The following is a 24,985-nucleotide window of genomic DNA, read 5'->3' on the forward strand; positions in this document are numbered from 1 at the left end:
TGTTATGCAATGAGTGAATTGTGAACAACATCACGCTCGGATATGGCAGCAGGGAGAGCGTTGTTTAAGACTACGGGGTAAAAAATGGCACTGGTAAAAACAAGTTTGAAACTGTTTGGCGGGGATACGGTAGTGGTGCGTTGCTCAGAGCGCTGCCGTATTCATCTGATGAGTGCGAAAGCACAAAAACAATCCCAGGCGGATATTCTCACCGTGCAGGATGATAACGCCTGGCTTACCGTGCCGTATACCGGCACCTGGGATGTGCTGATCGACAGCCACAGCCAGTCGCTGGAGCATTCTGTCAGTTACGTAGCAGCTTAAATTACGCGCCCGGCCAGCCGGGCGTATTATCAGGCAAAACCCGGTCGCAGCGTGCCGTTGAGCGGGTTTCCTTCCAGCAGCGCCTTCACCTTCACCACCAGCTCATTCAGACAATCGTCCTTCATGCCGAGGCGGGTCAGCTCTTGATCGAGAGAGAAGAGATACTGCGCGTTGGTACCCAGCGGCCCGCTGGCGGCGGCAATTAACGGGGCAATCACCTGCGTGCGGGTGTCCGCTTCATACAGCGGATGGCGCGGGTCCATAATAAACACCAGCGCATTGACGGTGCGTCCGTCGTCCAGCTCCAGCTTACACCAGCTCGGCATGTAGCAGCCGGTGATCATCTCACGCTTCCAGAGCAGCGTAAGCTCCTCTTCCAGCGTGGCATCCGGGAGGCGATACGCCACGCCCGTGGTGCGTCCGCCCTCTTTCAGTGCAAGCATACGCCCGGGCTGGCACGCGCTGCCGCGTCCGGCCGTCAGGCGCAGGCAAAATGCGCGGTGCCAGCCGGTCAACGTGCCCGTTGCCGATTCGACAAATTCGAGCGCCGGGTTCCACATCAGTGAACCATAGCCAAAAATCCATACCGGGCCATCATCCGGGCGGCAGGCAAGCGTAGCAGCGAGCGACGCCGCACGTTGTTCAGCTGACCAGAGAAGCGATTCCTCAATAGCACCAAATGCCGTCTTACAATCTGCCTTCATTAAGAAATCACGCGTTAACACTTTCCACCTCCGCCACTGCATGCTTCCTTGCGACATCTGTAATTCGCCTTCCCGGCCTTAGGTGCTGGTCATTTTGCCAGCAGTTGAATAACGATAAGCAATTAGCGGACCAGTTGCAATACAACGGCAGTTCAACCGCCTGAAAAGTCAAAATGAAGGCAGCGAATTATTTCAGGGCTATTTCTTTTTATGCCATTTATCGTCGTCTCCTTTTTCATATTCATGTTTTACGGCGGCCCAGGCGACTTTGTGTGCCGTCTCTTCACGGCTGGCATCATCCCGGCGATCGTCCTTATCTTTGTACTGATCCCAGGCACTGTTAAACGCCTCTTTGTAGATATCCTGCGCGTGAGCGGGCAGCACGTTTTGCACATTATCGGGTAATTCGCGTTTCGTTTTATAAGGCATCACTTACCTCTCTTTTGGTTAAAGAGATAAGTGTGGACGACGATATGGCAGCGTGCCACCCACACTTCATTTATGAATGATAGAAAATATTAACTTATTGTTATTTAACAAATATCCGGAGAATATGGTGAATTACAGGAATCAGGCCTGATAATTATTAAAAAAGGTAAAATTAAGTAAAAAATAAAGGGCATTTAACAGAGATCTGTTAATTTAATGACCTCAAAAATCTATCTATAATTACAAGCACCTGCATTGATGGAGAAGCACATGACAGCAACACACGAGGCGGTAAAGACCCGCCACAAGGAGACGTCTCTCATTTTCCCGGTTCTGGCACTGGCTGTGCTGCTCTTCTGGGGAAGCAGTCAGTCACTGCCAGTGGTGGTTGGTATCAATATTCTTGCCCTGGTCGGTATCTTAACCAGCGCATTTAGCGTCGTTCGCCATGCGGACGTATTGGCCCACCGTCTGGGCGAACCCTACGGATCGTTAATTCTCAGCCTTTCCGTCGTTATTCTCGAAGTCAGCCTGATTTCCGCGCTCATGGCGACCGGCGATGCCGCGCCGACGCTGATGCGCGACACGCTCTACTCGATCATTATGATTGTGACGGGTGGCCTGGTGGGCTTCTCTCTGCTGCTGGGCGGGCGTAAATTCGCGACCCAGTATATGAACCTGTTCGGCATTAAACAGTATCTGATTGCCCTCTTCCCGCTGGCGATTATCGTGCTGGTCTTCCCGATGGCGCTGCCGGGTGCCAACTTCTCCACCGGTCAGGCGCTGCTGGTTGCGCTGATTTCCGCAGCCATGTACGGCGTGTTTCTGTTGATTCAGACCAAAACGCACCAGAGCCTGTTTGTGTATGAGCATGAAGACGACAGCGACGACGATGACCCGCACCACGGTAAGCCGTCGGCCCACAGCAGCGCGTGGCATACGGTTTGGCTGATCGTGCATCTGATTGCGGTGATTGCCGTCACCAAGATGAACGCCAACCCGCTGGAAACACTGTTAACCGAGCTGAACGCGCCGGTAGCCTTTACCGGCTTCCTGGTGGCACTGCTGATCCTGTCTCCTGAAGGGCTGGGCGCGCTGAAAGCCGTCTTAAACAATCAGGTACAGCGCGCAATGAACCTGTTCTTCGGCTCCGTGCTGGCGACCATTTCACTCACCGTGCCGGTGGTGACGCTGATTGCCTTTATGACCGGTAACGAACTGCAGTTCGCGCTGGGTGCGCCAGAGATGATTGTGATGGTAGCCTCGTTGCTGCTGTGCCAGATTTCGTTCTCAACCGGACGCACCAACGTGCTGAACGGGGCGGCGCATATGGCGCTGTTTGTGGCTTACTTGATGACAATTTTTGCGTAGCCCTTTTGCCCAGCGGCGCTTCGCTTGCAGGGCCTACGGGTTTTGTCGGCCGGGTAAGCAAAGCGCCACCCGGCAATATGCCCCATAAAAAAACCCGCCGAAGCGGGTTTTTTATTATTTGCTGGTATCCAGCTCATCGAAGCTCTTGACCAGATCGTCAATTGCTTTGATCTGTTTCAGGAACGGCTCCAGCTTATCCAGCGGCAGCGCGGATGGGCCGTCGCATTTTGCGTTATCCGGATCCGGGTGCGCTTCAATGAACAGGCCAGCCAGGCCGGTTGCCATACCGGCGCGCGCCAGTTCGGTCACCTGAGCACGACGGCCGCCGGACGCAGCGCCAAACGGGTCGCGGCACTGCAGCGCGTGGGTCACGTCGAAAATCACCGGAGACTGATTAGAGACGTTTTTCATCACGCTGAAGCCCAGCATATCCACAACCAGGTTGTCATAACCGAAGTTGGAACCACGGTCGCACAGGATAACCTTGTCGTTGCCACCTTCGATAAACTTATCGACGATGTTGCCCATCTGACCCGGGCTCACGAACTGCGGTTTTTTCACGTTGATCACGGCACCGGTTTTCGCCATCGCGGCAACCAGGTCGGTCTGGCGAGCCAGGAACGCCGGGAGCTGAATCACATCAACCACGTCTGCCACCGGCTGCGCCTGAGCGGCTTCATGCACGTCGGTGATCACTTTCACGCCAAAGGTCTGCTTCAGCTCCTGGAAAATCTTCATCCCTTCTTCCAGGCCCGGGCCACGGTAAGAGTTGATGGAGGAGCGGTTGGCTTTGTCAAAAGAGGCTTTAAACACGTACGGGATGCCCAGCTTCTGGGTCACGGTCACGTAGTGCTCGCAGATACGCATGGCGAGGTCGCGGGATTCCAGCACGTTCATGCCGCCAAACAGCACGAACGGCAGGTCGTTTGCTACCTTGATATCACCAATGCTAACCACTTTTTGTTTCATAGGATCGCCTTATTCAGGTGTGAATCGGAATTAAGATTAATGCAGTGTAATTTGCTTGTGCGAGATCGCGTTGATCTGCGCACGAATCATTTCGCTAATAGGATCTTCCGGACACTGCTCGACGAAATAGCTCAGATCGTTCAGCGCCACGTGCTCACAATCGAGCTGGGCATAGATCAACCCACGGTCGCGAATTTCGTACGGGTCTTCCGGATTAAACTGCAGCAGCACTTCGCTGGCGCGCAGGGCCAGCTCCATCTGACGCTCTTCCATTAACGCAGACTTCAGCGTATCCAGCAGCTTGCGGATCACTTCTGCGTTATCCGCCTCGTCGAGATCTTCGTTGAAGAGCTCAGCCACCGGGCTGATATTGCCTTTCAGCCACACGTCCAGCGTATGTTCATCCAGCGTATCGCCGTTGAAGGGATTAATGAGCCACATCTCACCGTCCAGCCACTCCGCACGCAGGATCATCTGCGTCGGAAAAATGACCGGCACCAGTGGAATATCCAGGCGATGCGCAACCCACAGCAAAATAGAACCCAGCGCAACGGCGCTCCCCTGACGATTTTTTAAGACCTGGTCCAGCCATAATGCGTCAGACAGGCGATACACGCCCCGCGTGTCGCAGAAACCCCATTCGCCGTAGAAAAGCTCAAGCAGCTTCTCTAATTGCCAGTCCTGCGGGCGCGCCTGATTGATCTCTTCACGCGCCAGGCTGACCAGATTCTCCAGCTCATCGTAGACGTACTGCGACGTAAAATCGTCGCGGATCATCTCAGAAATCAGGATCATGCCATCGCAAAGCGGCACTTTATTAAATTCGAAATCGGCTAAGGACTTCATGACTTACCCCAGTAACGACCGAGCGTACAGCGACGCCCGGGCGAGATAAAACTCAAAACGATGTAGATGATAACGCCAAACCGCCTTTCAGTCAGCCTTACGCCTTTATCAGTACCTGCGCTCATAACCACTGCCCCAGCGTCAGGCGTTCGTTGCCGCCGTAGTCGCGGCAGGTTTTGACACTGGCGTAGCCCGCCTGGGTAAAGCGCGCCCGCACGGCTTCCCCCTGCGTCCAGCCATGCTCCACCAGCAGCCAGCCGCCGGAAAGCAAATGTTGTCGTGACGTTGTCACAATGTGATCAAGGTCGGCTAAACCCTCCCTGGCGGCGACCAGCGCCGTCAGCGGTTCGAAGCGCACATCCCCCTGCGCAAGGTGCGGGTCACGCTCGTCAATATAGGGCGGGTTACTGACAATCACTCCGAACGTCTGCTTCTCCAGCGCGCTGAACCAGCTGCTTTGCAGCACCGTCACGTTGGTCAGGCCAAGACGTTCCACGTTACGCTGCGCCAGCGCCACCGCGTCGGGCATCACATCTACCGCCGTGATCGCGCAGTCGGGCCGTTCGGTAGCGAGCGCCAGGGCGATGGCCCCGGTCCCCGTTCCGAGATCGAGAATGTGGCAGGACGATGCGGGTAAGCGCGCCAGCGCTTGTTCAACCAGACACTCGGTGTCGGGGCGCGGGATCAGCGTCGCCGCCGAGACGTAAAGCGGTAACGACCAGAACTCGCGCTCGCCGACCAGGTGCGCCACCGGCTCGCCGGTTTTACGTCGGGCAAGCAGCGCGGCGAGCCGGGCTTCCTGTTCAGCAGTCAGTTCGGTTTCGCCGAAGGCCAGCAGGTACGTGCGGGCTTTACCCGTCACATGCTCAAGCAAAATTTCGGCATCGCGTTTCGGGCTTTCGCTTTCGGAAAGCTCACCGGCAGCCTCACGTAACCAGCGCTGAAAATCCATTATTCCTGCTCGGACAGTGCCGCCAGCTGGTCGGCCTGGTATTCCTGCACGATAGGCTCAATCAGCATATCCAGCTTGCCTTCCATTACTTCGTCCAGACGGTACAGCGTCAGGTTGATGCGGTGGTCAGTCACGCGCCCCTGCGGGAAGTTGTAGGTGCGGTTACGGTCGCTGCGATCGCCGCTGCCCAGCAGGTTACGACGCGTAGACGCTTCCGCCTGCTGGCGTTTCGCCATTTCGGCCGCGTGGATACGCGCGCCCAGCACGGACAGCGCTTTGGCTTTGTTTTTGTGCTGGGAACGCTCGTCCTGACACTCCACCACGATGCCGGTCGGCAGGTGGGTAATACGGATGGCGGAGTCGGTGGTGTTAACGTGCTGACCACCCGCCCCGGAGGAGCGGAAGGTATCAATACGCAGGTCCGCCGGGTTGATGTCCGGCAGCTCCGCTTCCGGCAGCTCCGGCATCACCGCCACCGTACAAGCGGAGGTGTGGATTCGGCCCTGAGATTCGGTGGCCGGTACGCGCTGCACGCGGTGACCGCCGGATTCAAACTTGAGACGACCGTACACGCCGTCGCCGCTGATCTTGGCGATAACCTCTTTGTAGCCACCGTGTTCGCCTTCGTTGGCGCTCATGATCTCCACGCGCCAGCGACGCGACTCGGCGTAGCGGCTGTACATGCGGAACAGATCCCCGGCAAACAGCGCCGCTTCGTCCCCGCCGGTCCCGGCGCGGACTTCCACGAACGCGTTGCGTTCGTCGTCCGGATCTTTTGGCAGCAACAGCACCTGAAGCTGCTGCTCCATCTCCTCAGAACGCGCTTTCGCATCCTGCAACTCTTCCTGCGCCATCTCGCGCATTTCAGGATCGTCGAGCATCATCTGCGCGGTTTCGATATCTTCCTGAACCTGTCGCCAGTCGGTAAAGCATTTAGAAACATCACTTAACTGCGCGTATTCACGTGAAAGTGCGCGAAAACGTTCCTGGTCCGCAATGGTCCCGGCATCGCCGAGCAGCGCCTGGACTTCTTCATGGCGCTCGTGCAGAGCTTCCAGTTTAGCGACGATAGAAGGCTTCATAGGCGTAAGTGCACCTTGTCTTAGAAAATGGGTATAGGGCGCTATTCCAGCCCGAGGCTGTTGCGCAGAATAGTCAGGCGTTCATCATCCCCGTCACGGGCAGCCTGCTGAAGAGATTTGGTTGGGGCATGAATCAGGCGGTTAGTCAGTTTCCACGCCAGATCCTGCATAATAGCCTGCGCATCGCCGCCCTGCTCCAGGGCCGCTAACGCTTTGGCAGTCAGGTCATCACGCACCTGCTCCGCCTGCCCGCGGTACTCGCGGATGGTCTCGCTGACGCTTTGCGCGCGCAGCCAGGCCATAAACTCACTGGTTTCCTGCTCGACAATGGTTTCCGCCTGCACCGCCGCCGCTTTACGCTGCGCGAGGTTGTGCGAAATGATGCTTTGCAGGTCATCTACGCTGTAAAGATAGGCGTTAGCCAGCTTGCCGACTTCTGGCTCAACGTCGCGCGGGACGGCGATATCCACCAGCAGCATCGGCTGATTACGGCGGGACTTCAGCGCACGCTCCACCATCCCTTTGCCGATAATCGGCAGCGGGCTGGCGGTCGAACTGATAATAATGTCCGCCTCCTTCAGGCGTTCATCGATGTCGCTCAGGGCAACCACCTCTGCCCCCACTTCATCCGCCAGCACCTGCGCGCGTTCGCGGGTGCGGTTAGCGATAATCATCTTTTTCACTTTATGCTCGCGCAGATGGCGCGCCACAAGTTCGATGGTTTCGCCCGCGCCCACCAGCATCACGGTGACGGTAGAAAGGGATTCAAAGATTTGGCGTGCAAGGGTGCAGGCCGCGAAAGCAACAGAAACCGCACTGGCACCAATGTCGGTTTCGGTTCGCACACGCTTCGCCACGGAGAATGACTTCTGGAACATGCGCTCCAGCTCGCTGGCCTTCAGATGCCCTTTTTGCGAATCCGCAAAGGCTTTTTTCACCTGACCGAGAATTTGTGGCTCGCCCAGAACCAGCGAATCCAGCCCGCTGGCCACGCGCATCAGATGGCTGACGGCATCGTTGTCCTGATGCCAGTACAGGCTGTTGCGCAGCTCGTCTTCATTGAGATTGTGGTAGTCGCATAACCAGCGGATCAGCGCTTCGTGCAGGTTGTCCTGCTCTTCCACGCTTAAATAGAGCTCGGTACGGTTGCACGTCGAGAGCACCACGCCACCCTGCACCATCGGCTGTGCAAGCAGGCTATCCAGCGCCAGGTCGAGCGTATCTGGCGAAAACGTTACGCGTTCTCGCAGCGAAACCGGGGCCGTTTTGTGGTTGATACCGAGTGCTAATAGGGTCATGTTGAGCGGGAGTAGTACCAGCGTTAATAAGGTTAGCAGAACGCATCATACAGGATGCGCGAGATCAATAAAAGAGACACCCCCCTTTCGGAGTAATAGGTTACACAACGCTTTGAGATAATTTGAACGTAGACGGTAGCCCCCTTCGACGCTAGCATTAACAGTTATAACTGCAACGTATCTCAAGGATTTGTCCTCATTATGACCCGACTGATTCGCCTGCTGCCCCTGGCGGCACTGGTTCTGACCGCGTGTACCGTCACCCAACCAAAAGGCCCGGGCAAAAGCCCTGATTCACCCCAGTGGCGTCAGCACCAGCAGGACGTCCGTAATTTGAGCCAGTACCAGACCCGCGGCGCCTTCGCCTATCTCTCTGATGAGCAAAAAGTGTATGCCCGTTTCTTCTGGCAGCAGACGGGTCAGGACAACTATCGCCTGCTGCTGCTGAACCCGCTGGGCAGCACCGAGCTGGAGCTTATCGCGAAACCGGGCGAAGCGCAGATCACCGATAACAAAGGCCAGCACTACACCGCAACCGATGCCGAAGAGATGATTGGCAAGCTGACCGGAATGCCTATCCCGCTGAACAGCCTGCGCCAGTGGATCCTTGGCCTGCCGGGTGACGCCACCGACTACACGCTTGACGATCAGTATCGTCTGAGCCAGGTGAACTACACCCAGAACGGCAAGACCTGGAAAGTGGTGTACAGCGACTATGACAGCAAGAGTAAACCGTCGCTGCCATCCAACATGGAACTGACCCAGGGCAGCCAGCGCATCAAGCTGAAAATGGACAACTGGATCGTTAAATGATGACCCACTGGCCCTCTCCGGCAAAACTGAATCTGTTTTTATACATTACCGGCCAGCGCGCTGACGGCTATCACACCCTGCAGACGCTGTTTCAGTTTATTGACTATGGCGACACGATCTCCATTGAACTGCGCCAGGACGGGCAGATTTGCCTCCTGACACCGGTCGACGGCGTGGCGCATGAGGACAACCTGATTGTGCGCGCCGCGCGTCTGCTGATGAACGCCGCTGCGGAATCAGGTCGTCTACCTGCGGGAAGCGGTGCGGATATTCGTATCGAGAAACGTCTGCCGATGGGCGGCGGTCTGGGCGGCGGCTCATCCAACGCCGCTACCGTGCTGGTTGCCCTGAACCATCTCTGGGGCTGCGGGCTGTCACAGGACGAACTGGCCGTCTTAGGCTTGAGGCTGGGTGCGGATGTCCCGGTGTTTGTGCGCGGTCATGCGGCCTTTGCTGAGGGCGTGGGCGAAATCCTCTCCCCGGTCAACCCGCCGGAAAAATGGTATCTGGTTGCTCACCCCGGCGTGAGCATACCGACCCCGGTCATCTTTAAAGATCCTGACCTGAAAAGAAATACCCCGATTCGGTCAATAGAAACGTTATTAAATTGTGAATTCAGCAACGATTGCGAGGATATCGCAAGAAAACGTTTTCGCGAGGTTGATGCGGTGCTTTCCTGGCTGTTAGAATACGCGCCGTCGCGCCTGACTGGTACAGGGGCCTGTGTCTTTGCTGAATTTGACACCGAATCCGCCGCTCGTCAGGTGCTTGAGCAAGCGCCGGTTTGGCTGCATGGTTTTGTAGCGCGTGGGATGAACATTTCCCCCCTACAGCAGGCCATTCTGGCGCAGACTGAGTTTCGGTGACAACGTCACCCTGTTCCAGACGTTGCATCGCGCTCTTTAATACACCGCCTGGATAGCCTTTGCCTGGCCCGCACAGTTTACGGCGAACGCTATCCACCACTGGACGCATGCCTGAGGTTCTTCTCGTGCCTGATATGAAGCTTTTTGCTGGTAACGCCACCCCGGAACTAGCACAACGTATTGCCAACCGCCTGTACACTTCCCTCGGCGACGCCGCTGTAGGCCGCTTTAGCGACGGCGAAGTCAGCGTACAAATTAACGAAAATGTACGCGGTGGTGATATTTTCATCATCCAGTCCACCTGTGCTCCAACGAACGACAACCTGATGGAACTGGTTGTTATGGTCGACGCCCTGCGTCGCGCTTCCGCAGGCCGTATCACTGCTGTTATTCCTTACTTCGGCTATGCCCGCCAGGACCGTCGCGTCCGTTCCGCGCGTGTGCCAATTACCGCGAAAGTTGTCGCTGACTTCCTGTCCAGCGTTGGCGTTGACCGCGTACTGACCGTTGACCTGCACGCAGAGCAGATCCAGGGCTTCTTCGACGTCCCGGTTGATAACGTATTCGGCAGCCCAATCCTGCTGGAAGACATGCTGCAGCTGAACCTGGATAACCCAATCGTGGTTTCTCCGGACATCGGCGGCGTGGTACGTGCCCGTGCTATCGCTAAGCTGCTGAACGATACCGACATGGCGATCATCGACAAACGTCGTCCGCGCGCTAACGTTTCTCAGGTGATGCACATCATCGGTGACGTGGCTGGCCGCGACTGCGTGCTGGTTGACGACATGATCGATACCGGCGGTACGCTGTGTAAAGCGGCTGAAGCGCTGAAAGAGCGTGGTGCCAAGCGCGTATTCGCTTACGCGACCCACCCGATCTTCTCCGGCAATGCCGTAAACAACCTGCGCAACTCCGTCATTGACGAAGTTGTAGTATGCGATACCATCCCACTGAGCGACGAGATCAAGGCACTGCCAAACGTGCGTACCCTGACCCTGTCCGGGATGCTGGCCGAAGCGATTCGTCGTATCAGCAACGAAGAATCCATCTCTGCAATGTTCGAACACTAATCGAACACGGCCGAAAAACCCGCTGCGGCGGGTTTTTTTGTCTCTGGGTTTTATTTGTATGATTAATGCCTCCTTCACCTGCCATTCACATGACAGATGATGCGCATACGGATGATAGATAATTGTGAAAAACGTAGCCTCCTCACATGTTCTGCCCTTTCGCGCCCTCATCGACGCCTGCTGGAAAGAGAAGTACACCTCGTCACGTTTTATCCGTGACCTGATTGCCGGGATCACCGTCGGCATTATCGCGATTCCGCTGGCGATGGCGCTGGCGATTGGCAGCGGCGTTGCGCCGCAGTACGGCCTGTACACCTCGGCCGTGGCCGGGATCGTCATCGCTCTGACCGGCGGCTCACGCTTCAGCGTCTCCGGCCCGACCGCCGCCTTTGTGGTGATCCTCTACCCCGTTTCGCAGCAGTTTGGTCTGGCTGGCCTGCTGGTCGCCACCCTGATGTCCGGCGTCTTTTTGATTCTGTTTGGTCTGGCCCGCTTTGGGCGGCTGATTGAGTACATCCCCCTTTCCGTCACGCTGGGGTTCACCTCGGGGATTGGGATCACCATCGGAACCATGCAGATCAAGGATTTCCTCGGCCTGCAAATGCCCCATGTTCCGGAGCACTATTTACAGAAAGTGGGTGCGCTGTTTATGGCGCTGCCGACGGCCAACCTGGGCGACGCCGCCATCGGGATTGTGACGCTCGGAACACTGATCGTCTGGCCTCGTCTGGGGATCCGTCTGCCCGGCCATCTTCCCGCGCTGCTGCTGGGCTGCGCGGTGATGGCTGTCGTCAATATGTTCGGCGGCCATGTCGCCACTATCGGCTCGCAGTTCCACTATGTTCTGGCGGACGGTTCGCAGGGGAGCGGCATTCCGCAGCTGCTGCCGCAGCTGGTGCTGCCGTGGGATATGCCCGGATCCAGCTTTACCTTAAGCTGGGATTCCCTGCGCGCCCTGCTTCCCGCCGCGTTCTCGATGGCGATGCTGGGGGCAATTGAATCCCTGCTCTGCGCCGTCGTTCTGGACGGGATGACCGGCACCAAGCACAAAGCCAACAGCGAGCTGGTTGGTCAGGGGTTAGGCAACCTCATCGCACCGTTCTTTGGCGGTATTACCGCAACGGCAGCCATCGCCCGTTCCGCGGCCAACGTGCGCGCGGGGGCAACGTCACCCGTTTCGGCAGTTATCCATTCCGTACTGGTGATCCTCGCCCTGCTGATCCTCGCCCCGCTGCTCTCCTGGCTACCGCTTTCCGCCATGGCCGCTCTGCTACTGATGGTGGCCTGGAACATGAGTGAGGCGCACAAGGTGGTGAACCTGCTGCGTCGTGCGCCGAAAGACGACATCATCGTGATGCTGATCTGTATGTCGCTGACCGTGCTGTTCGATATGGTCATCGCCATCAGCGTCGGGATCGTGCTGGCGTCCCTGCTGTTTATGCGCCGTATCGCGCAGATGACGCGCCTCTCCCCGGTCAACGTAGAGGTGCCTGACGATGTGCTGGTTCTGCGCGTGATTGGCCCGCTGTTCTTCGCCGCGGCGGAAGGTCTGTTCAGCGATCTGGAGTCTCGCATCGCGGGTAAACGGGTTGTGGTGCTAAAATGGGATGCCGTACCGGTGCTGGATGCTGGCGGCCTGGACGCCTTCCAGCGCTTTGTGAAACGTCTGCCTGAAGGCTGTGAGCTGCGGGTGAGTAACCTCGAATTCCAGCCCCTGCGCACCATGGCGCGTGCGGGCGTGCAGCCGATCCCTGGCCGCCTTGCCTTTTATCCTAACCGTGAAGCCGCGTTAGCGGATCTGTGAGCCGCCTGATGCAGAGGAACGTCTCTGCATCATCACCCCGATGGCCTGCTGGAGCCATGCAAGCACGGCAGGCGTCATCCAGGTTCCCTTCATCAGATGCGGCTCCTGCTGCATGGCCGTGCGAAACTTTTGCTGGGTCTCCGGGTTGGTGCCCGCGTACGACTGGAACAGCGCCAGCCAGTTTTCGGCAAGCTTTTGGGCATCGTCAGAGGCGGGGTCGAGATTTTCCCGCTGCGCCTGATGCAGCTTCGCCACCAGCGGCGGCCACTCCATCATGCGATCAAAGTAATGCTTCCGCGTAAAGGCCATCTCTTTGGGAGTAAGGTACTTCTCCCATATGCTGAGCTTGGATTCCGCAAACGCGCGCGTAATGTAATCCGTCATCTCCGGCGTGATGCCGGTCTGCACCTGCATCTGTGGCTCTACGCTGTGCATCTCGTTCAGCCGGGTAAGAAACTCCGGTTTGCCCGCCGTGTCCTGCTCCAGGCGCTCCATCCAGCGCGTCGCCAGGTCCTTCGCCCTCTCGTCCGTAACGGGTATATGGTACTCCAGCAGCGCGTTGGCCTCCGCCACCAGCCCTGACCAGATAGCCGACAGCGCGTCCTTCTGCACCGCAAACGGCAGCTGCTGTAACTCTTCTTTGCTAAACCAGCGATCGTACATATTCATTAACTCCAGAGTCTGTAGCCAGGATTCCAGGTCCGGCGCCGCATCGTCGAGAAGCCCGGCACGCAGTTCGACCAGCCGGTCGCGCAGCGTATGTATGCTACGCAGCTGTTTATCCAGCAACGTGATTTGCGCATCGAGTAACTCGGTTAACGACAGCGACTCCTGCTCAAGGAAATCCCTGATTTCAGCAAGTTCCAGCCCCGCTTTTGCCAGCGCCTGGATCATATGCAGGCGCTGAACATCCGCCAGGTTGTAAAGCCGGTAACCTGCCGCGCTTCTGGCAGAAGGCAGCAACACTCCTGTTTGCTCATAGTGATGCAATGTGCGTACGGTGATACCGGCCCGTTTCGCCAGTTCACCCACCTGAATCAACATAGCTGCTCCTTTTCTTTGCCAGTGCCGCCACTCTGGCGCCTTACGTTACGTGAGGGTCAACCCTCGATGCAAAAAAAAAACGACTCCCAGGGAGTCGTTTCGGTATTCTTTCGTCATGGCACTAGCTGTGCTTATGCTGATCTCGACGGCAGCGTTTATCGTAGTGGCGCACCCACCAGTATTTATCGCAGACTTCCTCATGTCCGCTCACGCGCGCCCCGGCGAGCCACAATACCGCACCGAGGAAGATGCTCAGTACCGCGCCATGCGCGAAGTATTGCGGAAGATCAAGCTGCGGCAGCTGGTTTAATATGGAATAACCTACGCCGACGACCATCACAAACAGCCCCAAACCCATCAGCACGTTACCGAGTAGCGAAGCGTTTTTGCGTTTCATGTGTCACCTCCGGAACTTTGGGTTGTCAGGGGAAAAGCCCCTAATCCTTGTGTGTAAAGTATAGACAACGCTCCTTTTATGAGTTGCGTGAATGATCACAATTACAGATAACGCCCACACAAAAGTTTACAAATAACACGTTGAACAGCTTGAAATTCTAATTGTTCAGGTAAGTAATTATTCGTATTTCGCTGCGACGATCGCAGAATTTTGTCAAGCGGCGCGCCAGACAGTAAACTACGCGCCAGATCTGGAACCCATTAGGAATTGAATCGTGACGATTAAACTGATTGTCGGCCTCGCCAACCCGGGCGCAGAATATGCGGCTACCCGCCACAATGCCGGGGCATGGTACGTCGATCTGCTGGCCGAGCGGTTACGTGCTCCCCTGCGTGAAGAACCTAAATTCTTCGGGTATACCTCACGTATCAACCTTGCTGGCGCGGATGTTCGCCTGCTGGTCCCCACCACGTTTATGAATCTGAGTGGTAAAGCCGTGGCAGCGATGGCAACGTTTTATCGCATCAATCCGGATGAAATTCTGGTCGCCCACGATGAGCTGGATCTTCCCCCTGGCGTGGCAAAATTCAAGCTGGGCGGCGGGCACGGCGGCCACAACGGTCTTAAAGACATCATCAGCAAGCTGGGTAATAACCCGAATTTCCACCGTTTGCGCGTGGGAATCGGCCATCCGGGCGATAAAAACAAAGTTGTCGGTTTCGTGCTCGGTAAGCCACCGGTTTCTGAGCAGAAACTGATTGATGAGGCGGTAGACGAAGCGGCACGCTGCACGGAAATCTGGCTGCAAGACGGCTTAACCAAAGCGACAAACCGCTTGCACGCTTTTAAAGCGCAATAATCCGCCCGATACGGCTTTTTTACCGCGCGTCATGCGGGTTACGTGTATAATAGGCGTAGTTATTTACTTTTCATCAATCGGTTATCGTTAACGGATTGATTATCAAGATATTAAGGTGATTTAGAAATGGGATTCAAATGCGGTATCGTCGGTCTGCCAAACGTGGGCAAATCCACCCTGTTTAACGCGCTTACAAAAGCGGGTATCGAAGCGGCGAACTTCCCGTTCTGTACCATCGAACCGAACACCGGCGTGGTGCCAATGCCGGACCCGCGTCTGGACCAGCTCGCGGAAATCGTGAAGCCGCAGCGCATTCTGCCCACCACCATGGAATTCGTGGACATCGCGGGCCTGGTAAAAGGCGCATCCAAAGGCGAAGGTCTGGGCAACCAGTTCCTGACCAACATTCGTGAAACCGAAGCGATCGGCCACGTTGTGCGCTGCTTCGAGAACGACAACATCATCCACGTTAACAACAAAGTGGATCCGGCTGACGACATCGACGTCATCAACACCGAGCTGGCGCTCTCTGACCTCGACACCTGCGAACGTGCAATTCACCGCGTGCAGAAGAAAGCCAAAGGCGGCGACAAGGACGCGAAAGCGGAACTGGCTGCGCTGGAAAAATGTCTGCCACAGCTGGAAAACGCCGGCATGCTGCGCGCGCTGAAAAACCTGACTGACGAAGACAAAGCGGCGATCAAATACCTGAGCTTCTTGACCCTGAAGCCAACCATGTACATCGCCAACGTTAACGAAGACGGTTTCGAGAACAACCCGTACCTGGACAAAGTGCGTGAAATCGCCGCGGCGGAAGGTTCTGTGGTTGTGGCGGTTTGCGCGGCCGTTGAATCCGACATCGCCGAGCTGGACGATGCCGATCGTGAAGAGTTCATGGCCGAGCTGGGTCTGGAAGAGCCGGGCCTGAACCGTGTGATCCGCGCGGGCTATGAGCTGCTGAACCTGCAGACCTACTTCACCGCTGGCGTGAAGGAAGTGCGTGCCTGGACGATTCCTGTGGGTGCGACTGCGCCTCAGGCGGCCGGTAAGATCCATACCGACTTCGAGAAAGGCTTTATTCGTGCGCAGACTATCGCGTTTGAAGACTTCATCACCTACAAGGGTGAGCAAGGCGCGAAAGAAGCAGGCAAGATGCGTGCAGAAGGGAAAGATTACATCGTTAAAGATGGCGATGTGATGAACTTCCTGTTTAACGTCTGATTTGTTTTGAATGAAAAAAATCCACGCCTTGGCGTGGATTTTTTTAAGTTAACGAACTTAAGCCCTCTTGCTTAGATAGATAGAACTCAAGATATTTTTTAGGTCTATCCTGAAATGCACGCTCTTTGCCGTAGTTATAAGCATCGTTAAAATATTTATACGCTTCCTCGAATTGATTCAACTCATAACAGACCATGCCGAGATCGATTAAGGGTGCAGTGTCTATATCCGATCCACGTGTCCGTAATGTCGTCTCTCCCCATTTCTTTGCCTCAGCGTAATCCGCGAGATCAAAATATGCGCTGTACATGCAGGCAGAGATCCAGTTGGCAAATTCAGATTCGAACTTTGGCTCAGGAAGAGCTTGCCAGGCTTTTTGGTATTGCTCTAAAGCCTCGGCGTATTTTTGGTTGTCGTGAAACTCGTTCCTTGTTCAATAGTATATGTTATAGATATTTGCATACTAAAGCCCTTGCCCCTTTAAATAAAAGACCTTCCCCTAAGCAACAATCAAATCTAATAAATAGACTCCTAAATTTCATATTATAAAGTTACTACACTGCAATCAATCATCTTATAGCAAATCTTTTTTTGTATTAATGTCTCTATAACATTCCAATCACCTCCACCAAGGCCTGCTCCTATCCTTGGCATTTGTACTGAAAGGCGATTAACTAAAGCAAAGTCAGATAATTTTTCAAGACAAACTTCCAGGGATGCATATGATACGTATTGTTTTCTGTCATTTATATTTTTCTTTATTCCATCCTGCGCATACATATTAGCAATAAATATTTGCTCTTGAGCATCAACTATGACGAAATCAACCATTCCTAATTCAGGGAAGTTATTTTCTTTGAAGCTACTGAGATAATGTTTCTTTGCAGCCGGGTATTTATTTGAAAGGGACAGAACAAAACCTTTACCCCATTTCCCTTTATTATTCACAATATGAGCAATAACTGTGGATTTTTTCAAAGGTTCCACAGCATCTCCAGATAAGTACTTTATTCGCTTTTTTTCTTGCAATGAACTCGTTGATGTTTGCCAGAAAGTTTCAAATTCCTCATTTGAAATTTCTTCAGCGTCACTTAAGTCCAAGTCGCTTTTTTTACCATCATATAATAGAAAACCTACTTTATCATTTTTGTCCAGCAAAGAGGAAGAAGCATAATATTCACCATCTATAATATTTATTTGTCGAGTGGTTACATCTCCTATAAATTCATTGAGAATGATCCCTTCACCTGCAATAAAATCCACATTTCCTTTATAATATTTTTTCACCTCAACCACAACTCCTCCCACTTTTAACAATTCTTTTAGAGACATCGAGATCTTTTGTGTTTAAGATCAAAAATGTATTTTTCCGGGGTTCAATTACATCTAAGCCAGTAACATCTATTTCGACAAAATGGCTTATGCCTTTTAATTTCCTCGCATCACCATATATATCAGCTGCTAATTGACCCAGAGACATTTTTCCAGTTCCGCCAACATCTTTAAGTGTTCGTCCGCCAATCATTTCAGGTCTGATATTAGTGAAGTATTGACCATCCCCGAATCGGGCGTGTATATCTCCTGATGAAGGTCTTATTACACCACTTTCCGTGATACCTTTCATCCCTTCTTCAGTCGTGTAGTGAATTAATGTTTTAGGAGTCAACCCCCACGGATCCACCCACCCCAGCGCATTCGGCGCATACTGGTAAAGGTTTATTCCCCCCGCCAGCCCTATCGGGTCCTGCTGCGTAAACCTTCCGCAGTCCGGGTCGTAATACCGGAACAGATTGTAGTGCAGGCCTGTCTCACGGTCCAGGTATTGCCCCTGCATCCGCAGGTTCTGAGAATATCCTGATACCTGCGTCTCGCTTTCCCGCAGCAGCTTGCCCCAGGCGCCGTTCACACCTTCCCAGCGTACCTGCCCTTCGATATCCGTCATCCGCTCCGGCGTGCCGTTGGGCTGGCAGTGGAACCAGAAAATCTCCGGGGCATCAACGCCGTCAATACGCGCCAGCGGGTCGTAACTGTCCTGATCGCTGTAAACGTAGGTCAGCGGCACATCCCCGTGCACCTCCTGCAGCAGGCGGAACCCTTCCCAGACAAACCGGGTGGTGACCGGCTTGCCGGTTGGCTGTCCGCCCAGCATCTGGCGTCGCGTTTTGCTGATGCGGCGACCGAGCGGATCGTAGCGGAAGCTAACCTGCGTCTGCGGCCTGTTGCGGTCCCGCGGCTGGCTGATGACTTCCGTCAGGCGATGTTCGCCGTCGTAACGGTAGTGCCAGCGGGTCTGGCCGTTATCCTTCTCCACGGTGCGGCCGTGGATGTCATAACGCCAGCGAATGCCGTTCAGCTGCGTCAGGCGGTTGTGCGTGACCTTCTCAGCAGATCCTTCGAGCGGGTTACCGGCCGCATCCCAGCGCCACTGCTCCTGGCCAGGCAGCGTACCGTCCTGAACGAGCAGGCGCCCGGCGCTGTCGTACTGCCAGCGGTACCAGCTGAACGGGTTATCGTCCCGCTCTTCGCGCACCAGATTATTGCGGTAGTCGTAATCCCAGCGGCGGGACCAGCGGCGCGGCGACGGGCGCTGCGCATTGCCGGTAAAGACGTCCCGGCGATGCAGGCGCCCAAGACGATCGTACTCGCTGCGGGTGGTCAGCAGCCCCTGGGTGCGGCTGGTCTCCCGGTGGAGTTCGTCGCGGGTAAAGTCGGAGACCGAGAGCTTATCGAGCGCAATGCTGAGCAGATGCCCGCTGCCGTAGTAGAACTGCTTCAGCTCGCGGCCATCGGGCAGCGTGACGGAGGTGCGGTTGCCCAGCGCGTCATACTCCCACGCCAGCTCACCGTGCTCGCCCGCTTCGCGCGTCACGCGACCGAGCGCGTCATACTCAAAGGCAAGCTCCTGCTCTGCCTCGGTGGTCCACGCGTCGGCTGAAAGCGCAGGATGCAGACCAATCCGGCTTAATAGCCCGGACGGCGTGTAATGGTAGCGGGTCTGCCCTTCCGGCGTGGTGCGGGCGATCAGCTGGCCGCTCGCGCTCCAGGCGAAGGCGTGGGTGATAGCCTCCGGATGACCGGCGGCAAAGGTGCGCGCAATCGTGCGCCCGGAGGCATCATAGCGATACTGCGAGGCCACGCCATCGAGCCCCACCTCTTCCAGCAGCAGCGAGTCTGGCCCCCAGCGGAACTGATACGCTTCGCCGTTCTCGTTTTCCAGGGCAATCAGACGCCCGCGGCTGTCCCAGCGGCGGCGCACCTCTTCACCCTGCGTATTACGGGTGGCGGTTAAGCGCCCCGCCTCGTCGTATCTGAACTCGCTCTCTTTCCCGTCGGCGCCCGCATGCTTCACCGGCAGGCCACGTTCGTTCCATTTAAGCGATTCCATCCAGCCTTCCGGGCGCTCAAGCTGCACCGGGCGCCCTGCGGCGTCGTAGCGGTAGCGCGTCTCTTCACCGTCGGCGGCTGTCTCAGCCACCAGCCAGCCCAGCGGATGATAGCGATAGTGGGTAATACGCCCGGAACAGTCCGTCGAACGGACAATCTGCCCAGCCTCGTTGTACTCCTGATAGCGGCTGTTGCCAGCGGCATCGACCTCTTCCACGACCTGGCCGAACGCGTCCCGGCGCAGCTGCGTCGTCTGCCCCATCGGGTCCACCACGCGCTTCAGCCCGTGATGTTCGTCGTACCAGAACCGGGTGGCGCTGCCGTCGGCTTCGATAATGGCCGCGGGAAGCGCGCGGTGTTCCAGCCAGGTGGTGGCGCGGGTGTTGCCGTCGGCATCGGTCTCCTGCACCCGGTTGCCCATCTCGTCGTAGACGAAGGTAACGGCGTTGCCGAGCGGATCGATGCGACGCGTGAGAAGCTCGTTATCATCCCACTCGTAGCGCCAGTTTTCACCGCGCTCGTCTACGTAGCGGACAATCAGATTCTGCGCGTTCCAGTAGTGGCGGCGCGTCTGACCATCGTAGTGCTCGACGGTCGTCAGCCCGGCGGCTAAATCATAGCTAAAGCGGCAGCCGTCGCCGGTGCTGGTGCGGTTTTCCACCACGCGCCAGTGGTCGAATTTTTGCCAGCGGTATTCGCTCTCCAGCCCGCCCGGCATCCGGTGCCAGACCATCAGGCCGTGGTCGTTGTAACGGTATTCACGCGTCACCACGCCGGAGGCATCCGTCGCGCTCGCCAGCTGGCCGCGCGCATCGTAGCCCCACTGCATCAGCGGCCAGGTTTGGTTGCCGTCGAAATGGCTGGCTGCGGTCACGCGCTGCGGGAAACGTTCATCTTCATAGCGCAGGGTGACGTCGATGGCCCGCGGCTCATCATGGATACCAATCAGCCTGCCGTGCTCGTCCCACGCCGTCAGCAGCGCGTTGCCGTACTCGTCGCTGAGGGAGGCCAGACGCAGGATTGAGGGGTTCGCCCGGGTGGGTTTATACAGACGCCACACCGCGCCGTCATCGTCGGCAATCGCCACGTCGCCGTTCTCATTGCGGCGGATAATGATGCCTTCGCTGATGCTGTAAAACGCGCGGTCGACAGGCGGCAGTTCAAAGCTCAGCTCGCGCCCGGTTTCATCGAACCAGGTCGCATTGTTATCTTCCAGCGAGAGATAGCTGTCAAAGGTCGTTGCCCAGCCCAGACCAAACAGCCCTTCGCGGGTGGTCAGGCTGTTGTAGCTGCGCTGCCAGCGAAGCGGGAAGCGCCCCGGCAGCGAGAAATCGAGTTCGTCGTCGTCGTTCAGCACCTTCACGCCGGTGGCGGCATGGACCGGATGCGAGGAGCCAAACACGGCGTTGACCGCCATATCCGCCAGCATCCCGCCGCCGGCCGCCGCTAGCGCGCAGGGCATGTTTTTGAGGATCTTGCCCGGACGCCCGCGCAGCAGGGAGAGCGCAATCATCCCCAGCGCCAGACCCGGCGTTTTACCGCTTTTGATATCGCGGACCGTAAGCGTGTCCCCGCCGATGATCACGTTCGGGGAGACGTCGTCGGAAACGGTGCCTTCGCAGGTGGTGCGATCTTTCGCACGCACCGCGGGCTGCCCGTTGATAAAGACGCTTTTGGAGCCTTCCGCCAGATACTGCGGCCCGGAGTGTTTTTCACACGCCACCTTATCTTCTTCCAGCGGCGAGGTTCCCGCGGCGGCTGAGGCCACGCTCGGCTGCCACATTTCGCTGCCAAACTGTCCGGCGGCGGAAAGCAGCATGCCCGCGTAATCGGCAAAGCTGCCCGGCGACTGCGGCTCAGGGGACGGGGTATCGGCGGGCGTGAGCGTGCCTGCCGCGCGTGCGGCGGGGATTGCGTTGGTCAGTACGTTGTTCGAACCGGTGGTGATTTTACCCGCAGGTGACGGCGGGAAAAGCGCATTGCCTAACCCTTCCGCGGCGTTGCTGATATCGTCGGTAATACCCGCCACGTTCGCCAACACGCCACCGATAATCCCGCTTAACAAACAGCTGGATCCAATTGCCGCCACGCCTGCGGCGGCAGCACCCGCACCGAGTAGAGGCGCGGCAGCCGTTGCCGCCAGCCCCACTGCCGCACCGATCACCGCATAGGCGGCACCTTCCGCCACAATGCTGGTGATATCAGCAAAAATGCTGGAGTGAATAATCTCGTCGCCCTTACGGGCCGCGTTGTTATCGCTCATGCCTTACACATTCCGGTTGTCGTTTAGCGTCAGACTCTGCTTAAGCGCGCTCCAGCGCACCTCGTCCTCTTCGGTAAAGGCTCTTAATGCCGAGAGGGTAAAAATCATCAATACCGGTTTGCCCGGCGTCTGCACGGCCAGCTGTTTTTGCCACAGGCGCTGTCCGTTACGGTCAAAGGTGGTCTCGACTTCCAGTCCGCTAATTTTTCCGTCAGGCCCGGCGTTTACGTTCCGGAATTCGCTCTGGGTGATCTCACCCATCTGAGGACGCAACACATCCCACTGGCGGTGAAACTCTTGTTCGTAGTCGCTGCCATCGGGAATCACGCCGCGGCTGACCACCACGGACAGCCCGCTTTCGTCATCGCGAATAATGTTCATGCTGTTATCCTGCCAGGCAGCAGGAAAAAGGGAAAATGAACCTTCCTGGAGGGTGTATTTCATAAGTGAACTCGGGATGATTAATATTGAGAGAAACAAAAAGGCCAATCCATGTTGGCCCTTTGGCTGGCTGTTTTATTATTTACGCCATTGACCTGATTGTTCGACTAAAACATGGCTGCCTTTGCTGACAACCAATTTCATGGGTGCATACGTCACGGTATAAGCGATCTCGCCATTCTTGTAGGTTGAGCCGATTATTTTACCTGCGGAGTCGTGCAACGTTTTTCCCCTTAAGGAGATCGTACTGTTATCGCTTTTGCGCACGCCGAGATAGACCATCTGATCACATTCGCTATCAAAATGACCGCACTTATTTATAAGAGAAATAGTGAACTTTTCGGTGTCCAGTTTTCTGGTTTCAGCGTGATGAACCGAAGCGGCTTTGCGTAACGTATAACGCAGCGGGGTATAAACATTTCCTTTTTGCGGAGGCGTTACCAGACGCCATTCCATTTCACTCCCCTTTATTTCCAGAACAGCCCGTCCGCCTGCGCCGCCAAACGATGAGTTGAACTCTACGTTCGCACGGTTTCCCGCGATCGTACCGCTAAGATTTCGCTCATCTTCTTCCGGGCAGTCGATGCGATTCCCTCTCTGGGAGATATAGCAATAAGACCCGGTGATACGGTTGCCTGATTCAGCTAACTGCAGGGTTAACGTCGAGTCGTTGCCAACCCCGCCTGCCCAAACCCCGTCAAAAGCAGGTCTCGATTGGCTATTCATTGCAAACTGCATCGTATGGAATCTGGCGGCCCATTGCTGGATATCAGCATTAATACCCGGGCTATTATCAGAGGATTGGTAATGGATTACGTCCGACTCCGGAACCACCCAGGCCGCAAAGATTTTGCCGTCAGGATTGATAACCAGCGCTGACGCGTTCTCCAGATAAAGATCTTTTAGCCAGCCTTCAACAAACAATCCTCCACCTGTGGTGGTATGCGGTTCGCCGAAGACGTCAAAGTTATCAATAAAGGTTTGGTAATGATTTCCTAACAGCGTCCTGAGATTGTCTGTCACTTCACTGTCGTTAAGGATGCGACTTACCGTATCGAGCTTATTGTATTGCGATAATTCAAGTGCCGATGACGTTTCAACGACGCCTGTCAATAAAGCCGTGAACAATACGACTGCAACATATTTTTTGGTCATAAATTATTCTTGAGAATCATTGTTGTAATTCATCGTTATTTTTATAACGTTGTCGTCTTTTATCTCAAAAGAGAGCAGTTTTTTATCCAATTCGTAGGTAATCCACTGCTCCCCCGCATCATTGTCGACCTGACCGGTACCGTATGCGCTGTTCAGTTCCTTTCTCGTTGAACCCACATGGACACCCCGCGGCGTTGCGAAGTCTTCGGCAGTCAGCGTAATCTGCGACACGATATAATCATCAACGCTTCGTTCAGCTTTATCCCACCAGAGATTGGAACTGAATATTTCTAACCCAGTCCTTTGATGCTGGTAGAATTTATAGTTCGTTCCGTCAAAAGGAACCTCACCGACAAAGCTGCCTTCCCACGGCACATCAATTTTACGGGCACTATCAGGAGACCATCGGTCGCCCAATGCGACAGGCTGGTCTTTGATCTGCACAGAAAAATCCCGTTTTGTCAGAACGGGAGGCATCACCTGAGCCAAAACCACATTGCTGCCGAGACAGGTAAACATCAGGGCAGAAAAAAGAAATGTCGGCGTGTGTTTTTTCACGTTAATCGTCATTTATTGAATGTGTATTGCAATTATCATCCAGAAGAAACCGCCAGGACATGAGTGCAGTATTTCTTAGTCTGCGCTAATGACGACTGAACACAGACAGTGAGGATTTTTCACGGTGAAACTGAAGCTCACCTTTTGTCCATTCATATCTTTTCGGGCTGTATAGCTGGTCACTTCGTTCTCCGAACGGCCGCGCGGATAATCAGTTAACCTCAACTGCGGATAGCGCTTTTTAACGGTATCAAGCGTTATGCATTGACCTGAGGAGGGTGAAAAATTCAGTAAAGGCGCCATGCCGTCGTTATCTTTGCTTAAACGTAACTCAATTGCGGTTATGTTCGTCCCATCAGCGAGTTTGATATCGTCGGCATTGTAGAAATTGATATATTCATTTTGCCTGGTCATCTTAAACGATAACGGCGCATTACTAAGGGTTGTAACGGATAACGTCTTAAGCGATGCGCTCATCCCGGAAATAAACATCCAAAGATCCTTTTTCTGAGCGTCTCCTTCAGCCATTCCCGTCGTTAATAATGCGATAAGTACCGCACCGGCCTTACTCATCTTTTGGCGTAAATTTCGCCTGCACCGCCGCATCAATATCCCCTTTATGCCCCGATCCCGGCGCCGTCGTGCCCGGCTTGGTTCCCGACGTGTTCAGATGCAGCTTACCGCCCGTAGTGATATACCCATCCCCCTCGACAAAGAAGTTAAACTCTTTGCCGATCAGGTTAATCTTGCCGTTCGCGTTGAGTTCAATGGCGCTCTCACCAGAGACCAACCGCAGCTTCGTCCCGGAAGCGATAACATACTGCTCCACCGCCGCATCCAGCTTACCTTTCCCCGTCAGGATCTCGGTGCCACCTTTCACGGCCTGGGTCTGATTCGCTTCCACGCGATGCAGTTCATTTTTCTTCACGTAATGGCTGCGCGCTCCGCCGACGCTGTGCGTTTCATCATTTTTAACGCTGGTGTCCATGTTACGCTCGGCCTGGATCCACACCTGCTCTGCACCCGCTTTATCCTCAAACCGCAGGGCGTTGGCATTGTCCACGGAACCGTCTTTCGTGCGGCTCATAAAGCCCATCTGCGTCGCCGCAGCCGGCAGCGCCCACGGCGGCAT

At 55.5% G+C, this 24,985-nt stretch carries 25 protein-coding genes; 8 read left to right on the forward strand and 17 right to left on the reverse strand.

Annotated features, from left to right (window positions below):
* Window positions 1–84: 84 nt before the first annotated feature.
* Window positions 85–324: a DUF1883 domain-containing protein gene (locus C6A40_RS10555; RefSeq protein WP_008499520.1), complete on the forward strand. Its 240-nt coding sequence runs from the start codon at window positions 85–87 to the stop codon at window positions 322–324.
* A gap of 29 nt (window positions 325–353) precedes the next feature.
* Here C6A40_RS10555 and C6A40_RS10560 read toward each other — a convergent pair whose 3' ends face one another.
* Window positions 354–1,049, reverse strand: a complete 696-nt coding sequence (locus C6A40_RS10560; protein ID WP_045335098.1) for a gamma-glutamylcyclotransferase — start codon at window positions 1,047–1,049, stop codon at window positions 354–356.
* Between the two features lie 177 nt (window positions 1,050–1,226).
* Window positions 1,227–1,457, reverse strand: a complete 231-nt coding sequence (gene chaB, locus C6A40_RS10565) for a putative cation transport regulator ChaB (RefSeq protein ID WP_008499518.1) — start codon at window positions 1,455–1,457, stop codon at window positions 1,227–1,229.
* Between the two features lie 270 nt (window positions 1,458–1,727).
* Here chaB and chaA point away from each other — a divergent pair, with 270 nt between their 5' ends.
* Window positions 1,728–2,828, forward strand: a complete 1,101-nt coding sequence (chaA, locus tag C6A40_RS10570; RefSeq protein WP_008499517.1) for a sodium-potassium/proton antiporter ChaA — start codon at window positions 1,728–1,730, stop codon at window positions 2,826–2,828.
* A gap of 114 nt (window positions 2,829–2,942) precedes the next feature.
* Here the strand turns inward: chaA and kdsA are convergent, their stop codons facing one another.
* The 5 genes from kdsA to hemA form a co-directional block, all read right to left on the reverse strand.
* Window positions 2,943–3,797 (reverse strand): 3-deoxy-8-phosphooctulonate synthase, encoded by an 855-nt coding sequence (gene kdsA, locus C6A40_RS10575; RefSeq protein ID WP_008499516.1) that lies wholly within the window; start codon window positions 3,795–3,797, stop codon window positions 2,943–2,945.
* A gap of 36 nt (window positions 3,798–3,833) precedes the next feature.
* Window positions 3,834–4,643 (reverse strand): invasion regulator SirB1, encoded by an 810-nt coding sequence (gene sirB1, locus C6A40_RS10580; protein WP_008499515.1) that lies wholly within the window; start codon window positions 4,641–4,643, stop codon window positions 3,834–3,836.
* A 121-nt stretch (window positions 4,644–4,764) separates the two neighbouring features.
* Window positions 4,765–5,595 (reverse strand): peptide chain release factor N(5)-glutamine methyltransferase, encoded by an 831-nt coding sequence (prmC, locus tag C6A40_RS10590; RefSeq protein ID WP_045334930.1) that lies wholly within the window; start codon window positions 5,593–5,595, stop codon window positions 4,765–4,767.
* On the reverse strand, window positions 5,595–6,677 hold the full coding sequence (gene prfA, locus C6A40_RS10595; RefSeq protein WP_021240360.1) for a peptide chain release factor 1: 1,083 nt from the start codon (window positions 6,675–6,677) through the stop codon (window positions 5,595–5,597). The genes prmC and prfA overlap by 1 nt, the downstream gene beginning before the upstream one ends.
* Window positions 6,678–6,718: 41 nt before the next feature.
* Entirely contained in the window at window positions 6,719–7,975 is a 1,257-nt protein-coding gene (hemA, locus tag C6A40_RS10600; RefSeq protein ID WP_008499512.1) for a glutamyl-tRNA reductase, read from the reverse strand.
* A 201-nt stretch (window positions 7,976–8,176) separates the two neighbouring features.
* Here hemA and lolB point away from each other — a divergent pair, with 201 nt between their 5' ends.
* The 4 genes from lolB to dauA all read left to right on the forward strand — a co-directional run bounded on the left by lolB (window position 8,177) and on the right by dauA (window position 12,531).
* Window positions 8,177–8,788 carry a lipoprotein insertase outer membrane protein LolB gene (gene lolB, locus C6A40_RS10605; protein ID WP_008499511.1) on the forward strand — a complete coding sequence of 204 codons (612 nt, stop codon included), beginning with the start codon at window positions 8,177–8,179 and terminating at the stop codon, window positions 8,786–8,788.
* On the forward strand, window positions 8,785–9,654 hold the full coding sequence (ispE, locus tag C6A40_RS10610; RefSeq protein WP_021240362.1) for a 4-(cytidine 5'-diphospho)-2-C-methyl-D-erythritol kinase: 870 nt from the start codon (window positions 8,785–8,787) through the stop codon (window positions 9,652–9,654). The genes lolB and ispE overlap by 4 nt, the downstream gene beginning before the upstream one ends.
* A gap of 125 nt (window positions 9,655–9,779) precedes the next feature.
* Window positions 9,780–10,727 carry a ribose-phosphate diphosphokinase gene (gene prs, locus C6A40_RS10620; protein ID WP_003856663.1) on the forward strand — a complete coding sequence of 316 codons (948 nt, stop codon included), beginning with the start codon at window positions 9,780–9,782 and terminating at the stop codon, window positions 10,725–10,727.
* Between the two features lie 124 nt (window positions 10,728–10,851).
* Window positions 10,852–12,531 carry a C4-dicarboxylic acid transporter DauA gene (gene dauA / locus C6A40_RS10625; protein ID WP_045334932.1) on the forward strand — a complete coding sequence of 560 codons (1,680 nt, stop codon included), beginning with the start codon at window positions 10,852–10,854 and terminating at the stop codon, window positions 12,529–12,531.
* Here dauA and C6A40_RS10630 read toward each other — a convergent pair.
* Window positions 12,517–13,575, reverse strand: coding sequence for a MerR family transcriptional regulator (locus C6A40_RS10630; protein WP_045334935.1), 1,059 nt, complete (start codon window positions 13,573–13,575; stop codon window positions 12,517–12,519). The genes dauA and C6A40_RS10630 overlap by 15 nt on opposite strands.
* Window positions 13,576–13,696: 121 nt before the next feature.
* Window positions 13,697–13,972, reverse strand: coding sequence for a stress-induced protein YchH (gene ychH / locus C6A40_RS10635; protein ID WP_008499505.1), 276 nt, complete (start codon window positions 13,970–13,972; stop codon window positions 13,697–13,699).
* A 274-nt stretch (window positions 13,973–14,246) separates the two neighbouring features.
* On the opposite strand from ychH, the gene pth reads away from it, so the two are divergent.
* The gene (gene pth, locus C6A40_RS10640) at window positions 14,247–14,831 is read left to right on the forward strand and encodes an aminoacyl-tRNA hydrolase (protein WP_008499504.1); all 585 of its coding nucleotides are present in this window, start codon (window positions 14,247–14,249) and stop codon (window positions 14,829–14,831) included.
* Window positions 14,832–14,957: 126 nt separating this feature from the next.
* Window positions 14,958–16,052 (forward strand): redox-regulated ATPase YchF, encoded by a 1,095-nt coding sequence (ychF, locus tag C6A40_RS10645; protein WP_003856650.1) that lies wholly within the window; start codon window positions 14,958–14,960, stop codon window positions 16,050–16,052.
* 43 nt (window positions 16,053–16,095) lie between these two features.
* Here the strand turns inward: ychF and C6A40_RS10650 are convergent, their stop codons facing one another.
* The 8 genes from C6A40_RS10650 to C6A40_RS10685 form a co-directional block, all read right to left on the reverse strand.
* Window positions 16,096–16,362: a hypothetical protein gene (locus C6A40_RS10650; RefSeq protein ID WP_204690086.1), complete on the reverse strand. Its 267-nt coding sequence runs from the start codon at window positions 16,360–16,362 to the stop codon at window positions 16,096–16,098.
* A 233-nt stretch (window positions 16,363–16,595) separates the two neighbouring features.
* Complete coding sequence (locus C6A40_RS10655; protein ID WP_045334938.1) at window positions 16,596–17,384, reverse strand: macro domain-containing protein; 789 nt, start codon at window positions 17,382–17,384, stop codon at window positions 16,596–16,598.
* Window positions 17,341–21,699 (reverse strand): RHS repeat-associated core domain-containing protein, encoded by a 4,359-nt coding sequence (locus C6A40_RS10660; RefSeq protein WP_072050926.1) that lies wholly within the window; start codon window positions 21,697–21,699, stop codon window positions 17,341–17,343. The genes C6A40_RS10655 and C6A40_RS10660 overlap by 44 nt, the downstream gene beginning before the upstream one ends.
* A gap of 3 nt (window positions 21,700–21,702) precedes the next feature.
* Complete coding sequence (locus tag C6A40_RS10665) at window positions 21,703–22,143, reverse strand: DcrB-related protein (RefSeq protein ID WP_045334940.1); 441 nt, start codon at window positions 22,141–22,143, stop codon at window positions 21,703–21,705.
* Window positions 22,144–22,218: 75 nt separating this feature from the next.
* Window positions 22,219–23,295: a hypothetical protein gene (locus C6A40_RS10670; protein ID WP_058657669.1), complete on the reverse strand. Its 1,077-nt coding sequence runs from the start codon at window positions 23,293–23,295 to the stop codon at window positions 22,219–22,221.
* A 3-nt stretch (window positions 23,296–23,298) separates the two neighbouring features.
* The gene (locus tag C6A40_RS10675; RefSeq protein ID WP_239991048.1) at window positions 23,299–23,853 is read right to left on the reverse strand and encodes a hypothetical protein; all 555 of its coding nucleotides are present in this window, start codon (window positions 23,851–23,853) and stop codon (window positions 23,299–23,301) included.
* A gap of 75 nt (window positions 23,854–23,928) precedes the next feature.
* Complete coding sequence (locus C6A40_RS10680) at window positions 23,929–24,426, reverse strand: hypothetical protein (protein ID WP_072204991.1); 498 nt, start codon at window positions 24,424–24,426, stop codon at window positions 23,929–23,931.
* Window positions 24,419–24,985 (reverse strand): bacteriophage T4 gp5 trimerisation domain-containing protein (locus C6A40_RS10685; RefSeq protein WP_446717785.1); only part of this gene is annotated, 567 nt, incomplete at its 5' end. The genes C6A40_RS10685 and C6A40_RS10680, both read right to left, overlap by 8 nt.

The sequence above is a fragment of the Enterobacter sp. GER_MD16_1505_Eko_090 genome, assembly GCF_003331015.1.
In the GTDB taxonomy this organism is placed as follows: domain Bacteria; phylum Pseudomonadota; class Gammaproteobacteria; order Enterobacterales; family Enterobacteriaceae; genus Enterobacter; species Enterobacter roggenkampii.

Excerpts from the sequence above, each read along its gene's own strand:
- kdsA (WP_008499516.1), bottom strand. The coding sequence starts at position 3,797 with ATGAAACAAAAAGTGGTTAGCATTGGTGATATCAAGGTAGCAAACGAC.
- C6A40_RS10650 (WP_204690086.1), bottom strand. The coding sequence starts at position 16,362 with ATGTACAGCGCATATTTTGATCTCGCGGATTACGCTGAGGCAAAGAAA.
- ychF (WP_003856650.1), top strand. The coding sequence starts at position 14,958 with ATGGGATTCAAATGCGGTATCGTCGGTCTGCCAAACGTGGGCAAATCC.
- chaB (WP_008499518.1), bottom strand. The coding sequence starts at position 1,457 with ATGCCTTATAAAACGAAACGCGAATTACCCGATAATGTGCAAAACGTG.
- C6A40_RS10555 (WP_008499520.1), top strand. The coding sequence starts at position 85 with ATGGCACTGGTAAAAACAAGTTTGAAACTGTTTGGCGGGGATACGGTA.
- sirB1 (WP_008499515.1), bottom strand. The coding sequence starts at position 4,643 with ATGAAGTCCTTAGCCGATTTCGAATTTAATAAAGTGCCGCTTTGCGAT.
- lolB (WP_008499511.1), top strand. The coding sequence starts at position 8,177 with ATGACCCGACTGATTCGCCTGCTGCCCCTGGCGGCACTGGTTCTGACC.
- ispE (WP_021240362.1), top strand. The coding sequence starts at position 8,785 with ATGATGACCCACTGGCCCTCTCCGGCAAAACTGAATCTGTTTTTATAC.
- prmC (WP_045334930.1), bottom strand. The coding sequence starts at position 5,595 with ATGGATTTTCAGCGCTGGTTACGTGAGGCTGCCGGTGAGCTTTCCGAA.
- C6A40_RS10665 (WP_045334940.1), bottom strand. The coding sequence starts at position 22,143 with ATGAAATACACCCTCCAGGAAGGTTCATTTTCCCTTTTTCCTGCTGCC.
- hemA (WP_008499512.1), bottom strand. The coding sequence starts at position 7,975 with ATGACCCTATTAGCACTCGGTATCAACCACAAAACGGCCCCGGTTTCG.
- C6A40_RS10680 (WP_072204991.1), bottom strand. The coding sequence starts at position 24,426 with ATGAGTAAGGCCGGTGCGGTACTTATCGCATTATTAACGACGGGAATG.
- C6A40_RS10670 (WP_058657669.1), bottom strand. The coding sequence starts at position 23,295 with ATGACCAAAAAATATGTTGCAGTCGTATTGTTCACGGCTTTATTGACA.
- prfA (WP_021240360.1), bottom strand. The coding sequence starts at position 6,677 with ATGAAGCCTTCTATCGTCGCTAAACTGGAAGCTCTGCACGAGCGCCAT.
- chaA (WP_008499517.1), top strand. The coding sequence starts at position 1,728 with ATGACAGCAACACACGAGGCGGTAAAGACCCGCCACAAGGAGACGTCT.
- ychH (WP_008499505.1), bottom strand. The coding sequence starts at position 13,972 with ATGAAACGCAAAAACGCTTCGCTACTCGGTAACGTGCTGATGGGTTTG.
- C6A40_RS10655 (WP_045334938.1), bottom strand. The coding sequence starts at position 17,384 with ATGTCTCTAAAAGAATTGTTAAAAGTGGGAGGAGTTGTGGTTGAGGTG.
- C6A40_RS10630 (WP_045334935.1), bottom strand. The coding sequence starts at position 13,575 with ATGTTGATTCAGGTGGGTGAACTGGCGAAACGGGCCGGTATCACCGTA.
- C6A40_RS10660 (WP_072050926.1), bottom strand. The coding sequence starts at position 21,699 with ATGAGCGATAACAACGCGGCCCGTAAGGGCGACGAGATTATTCACTCC.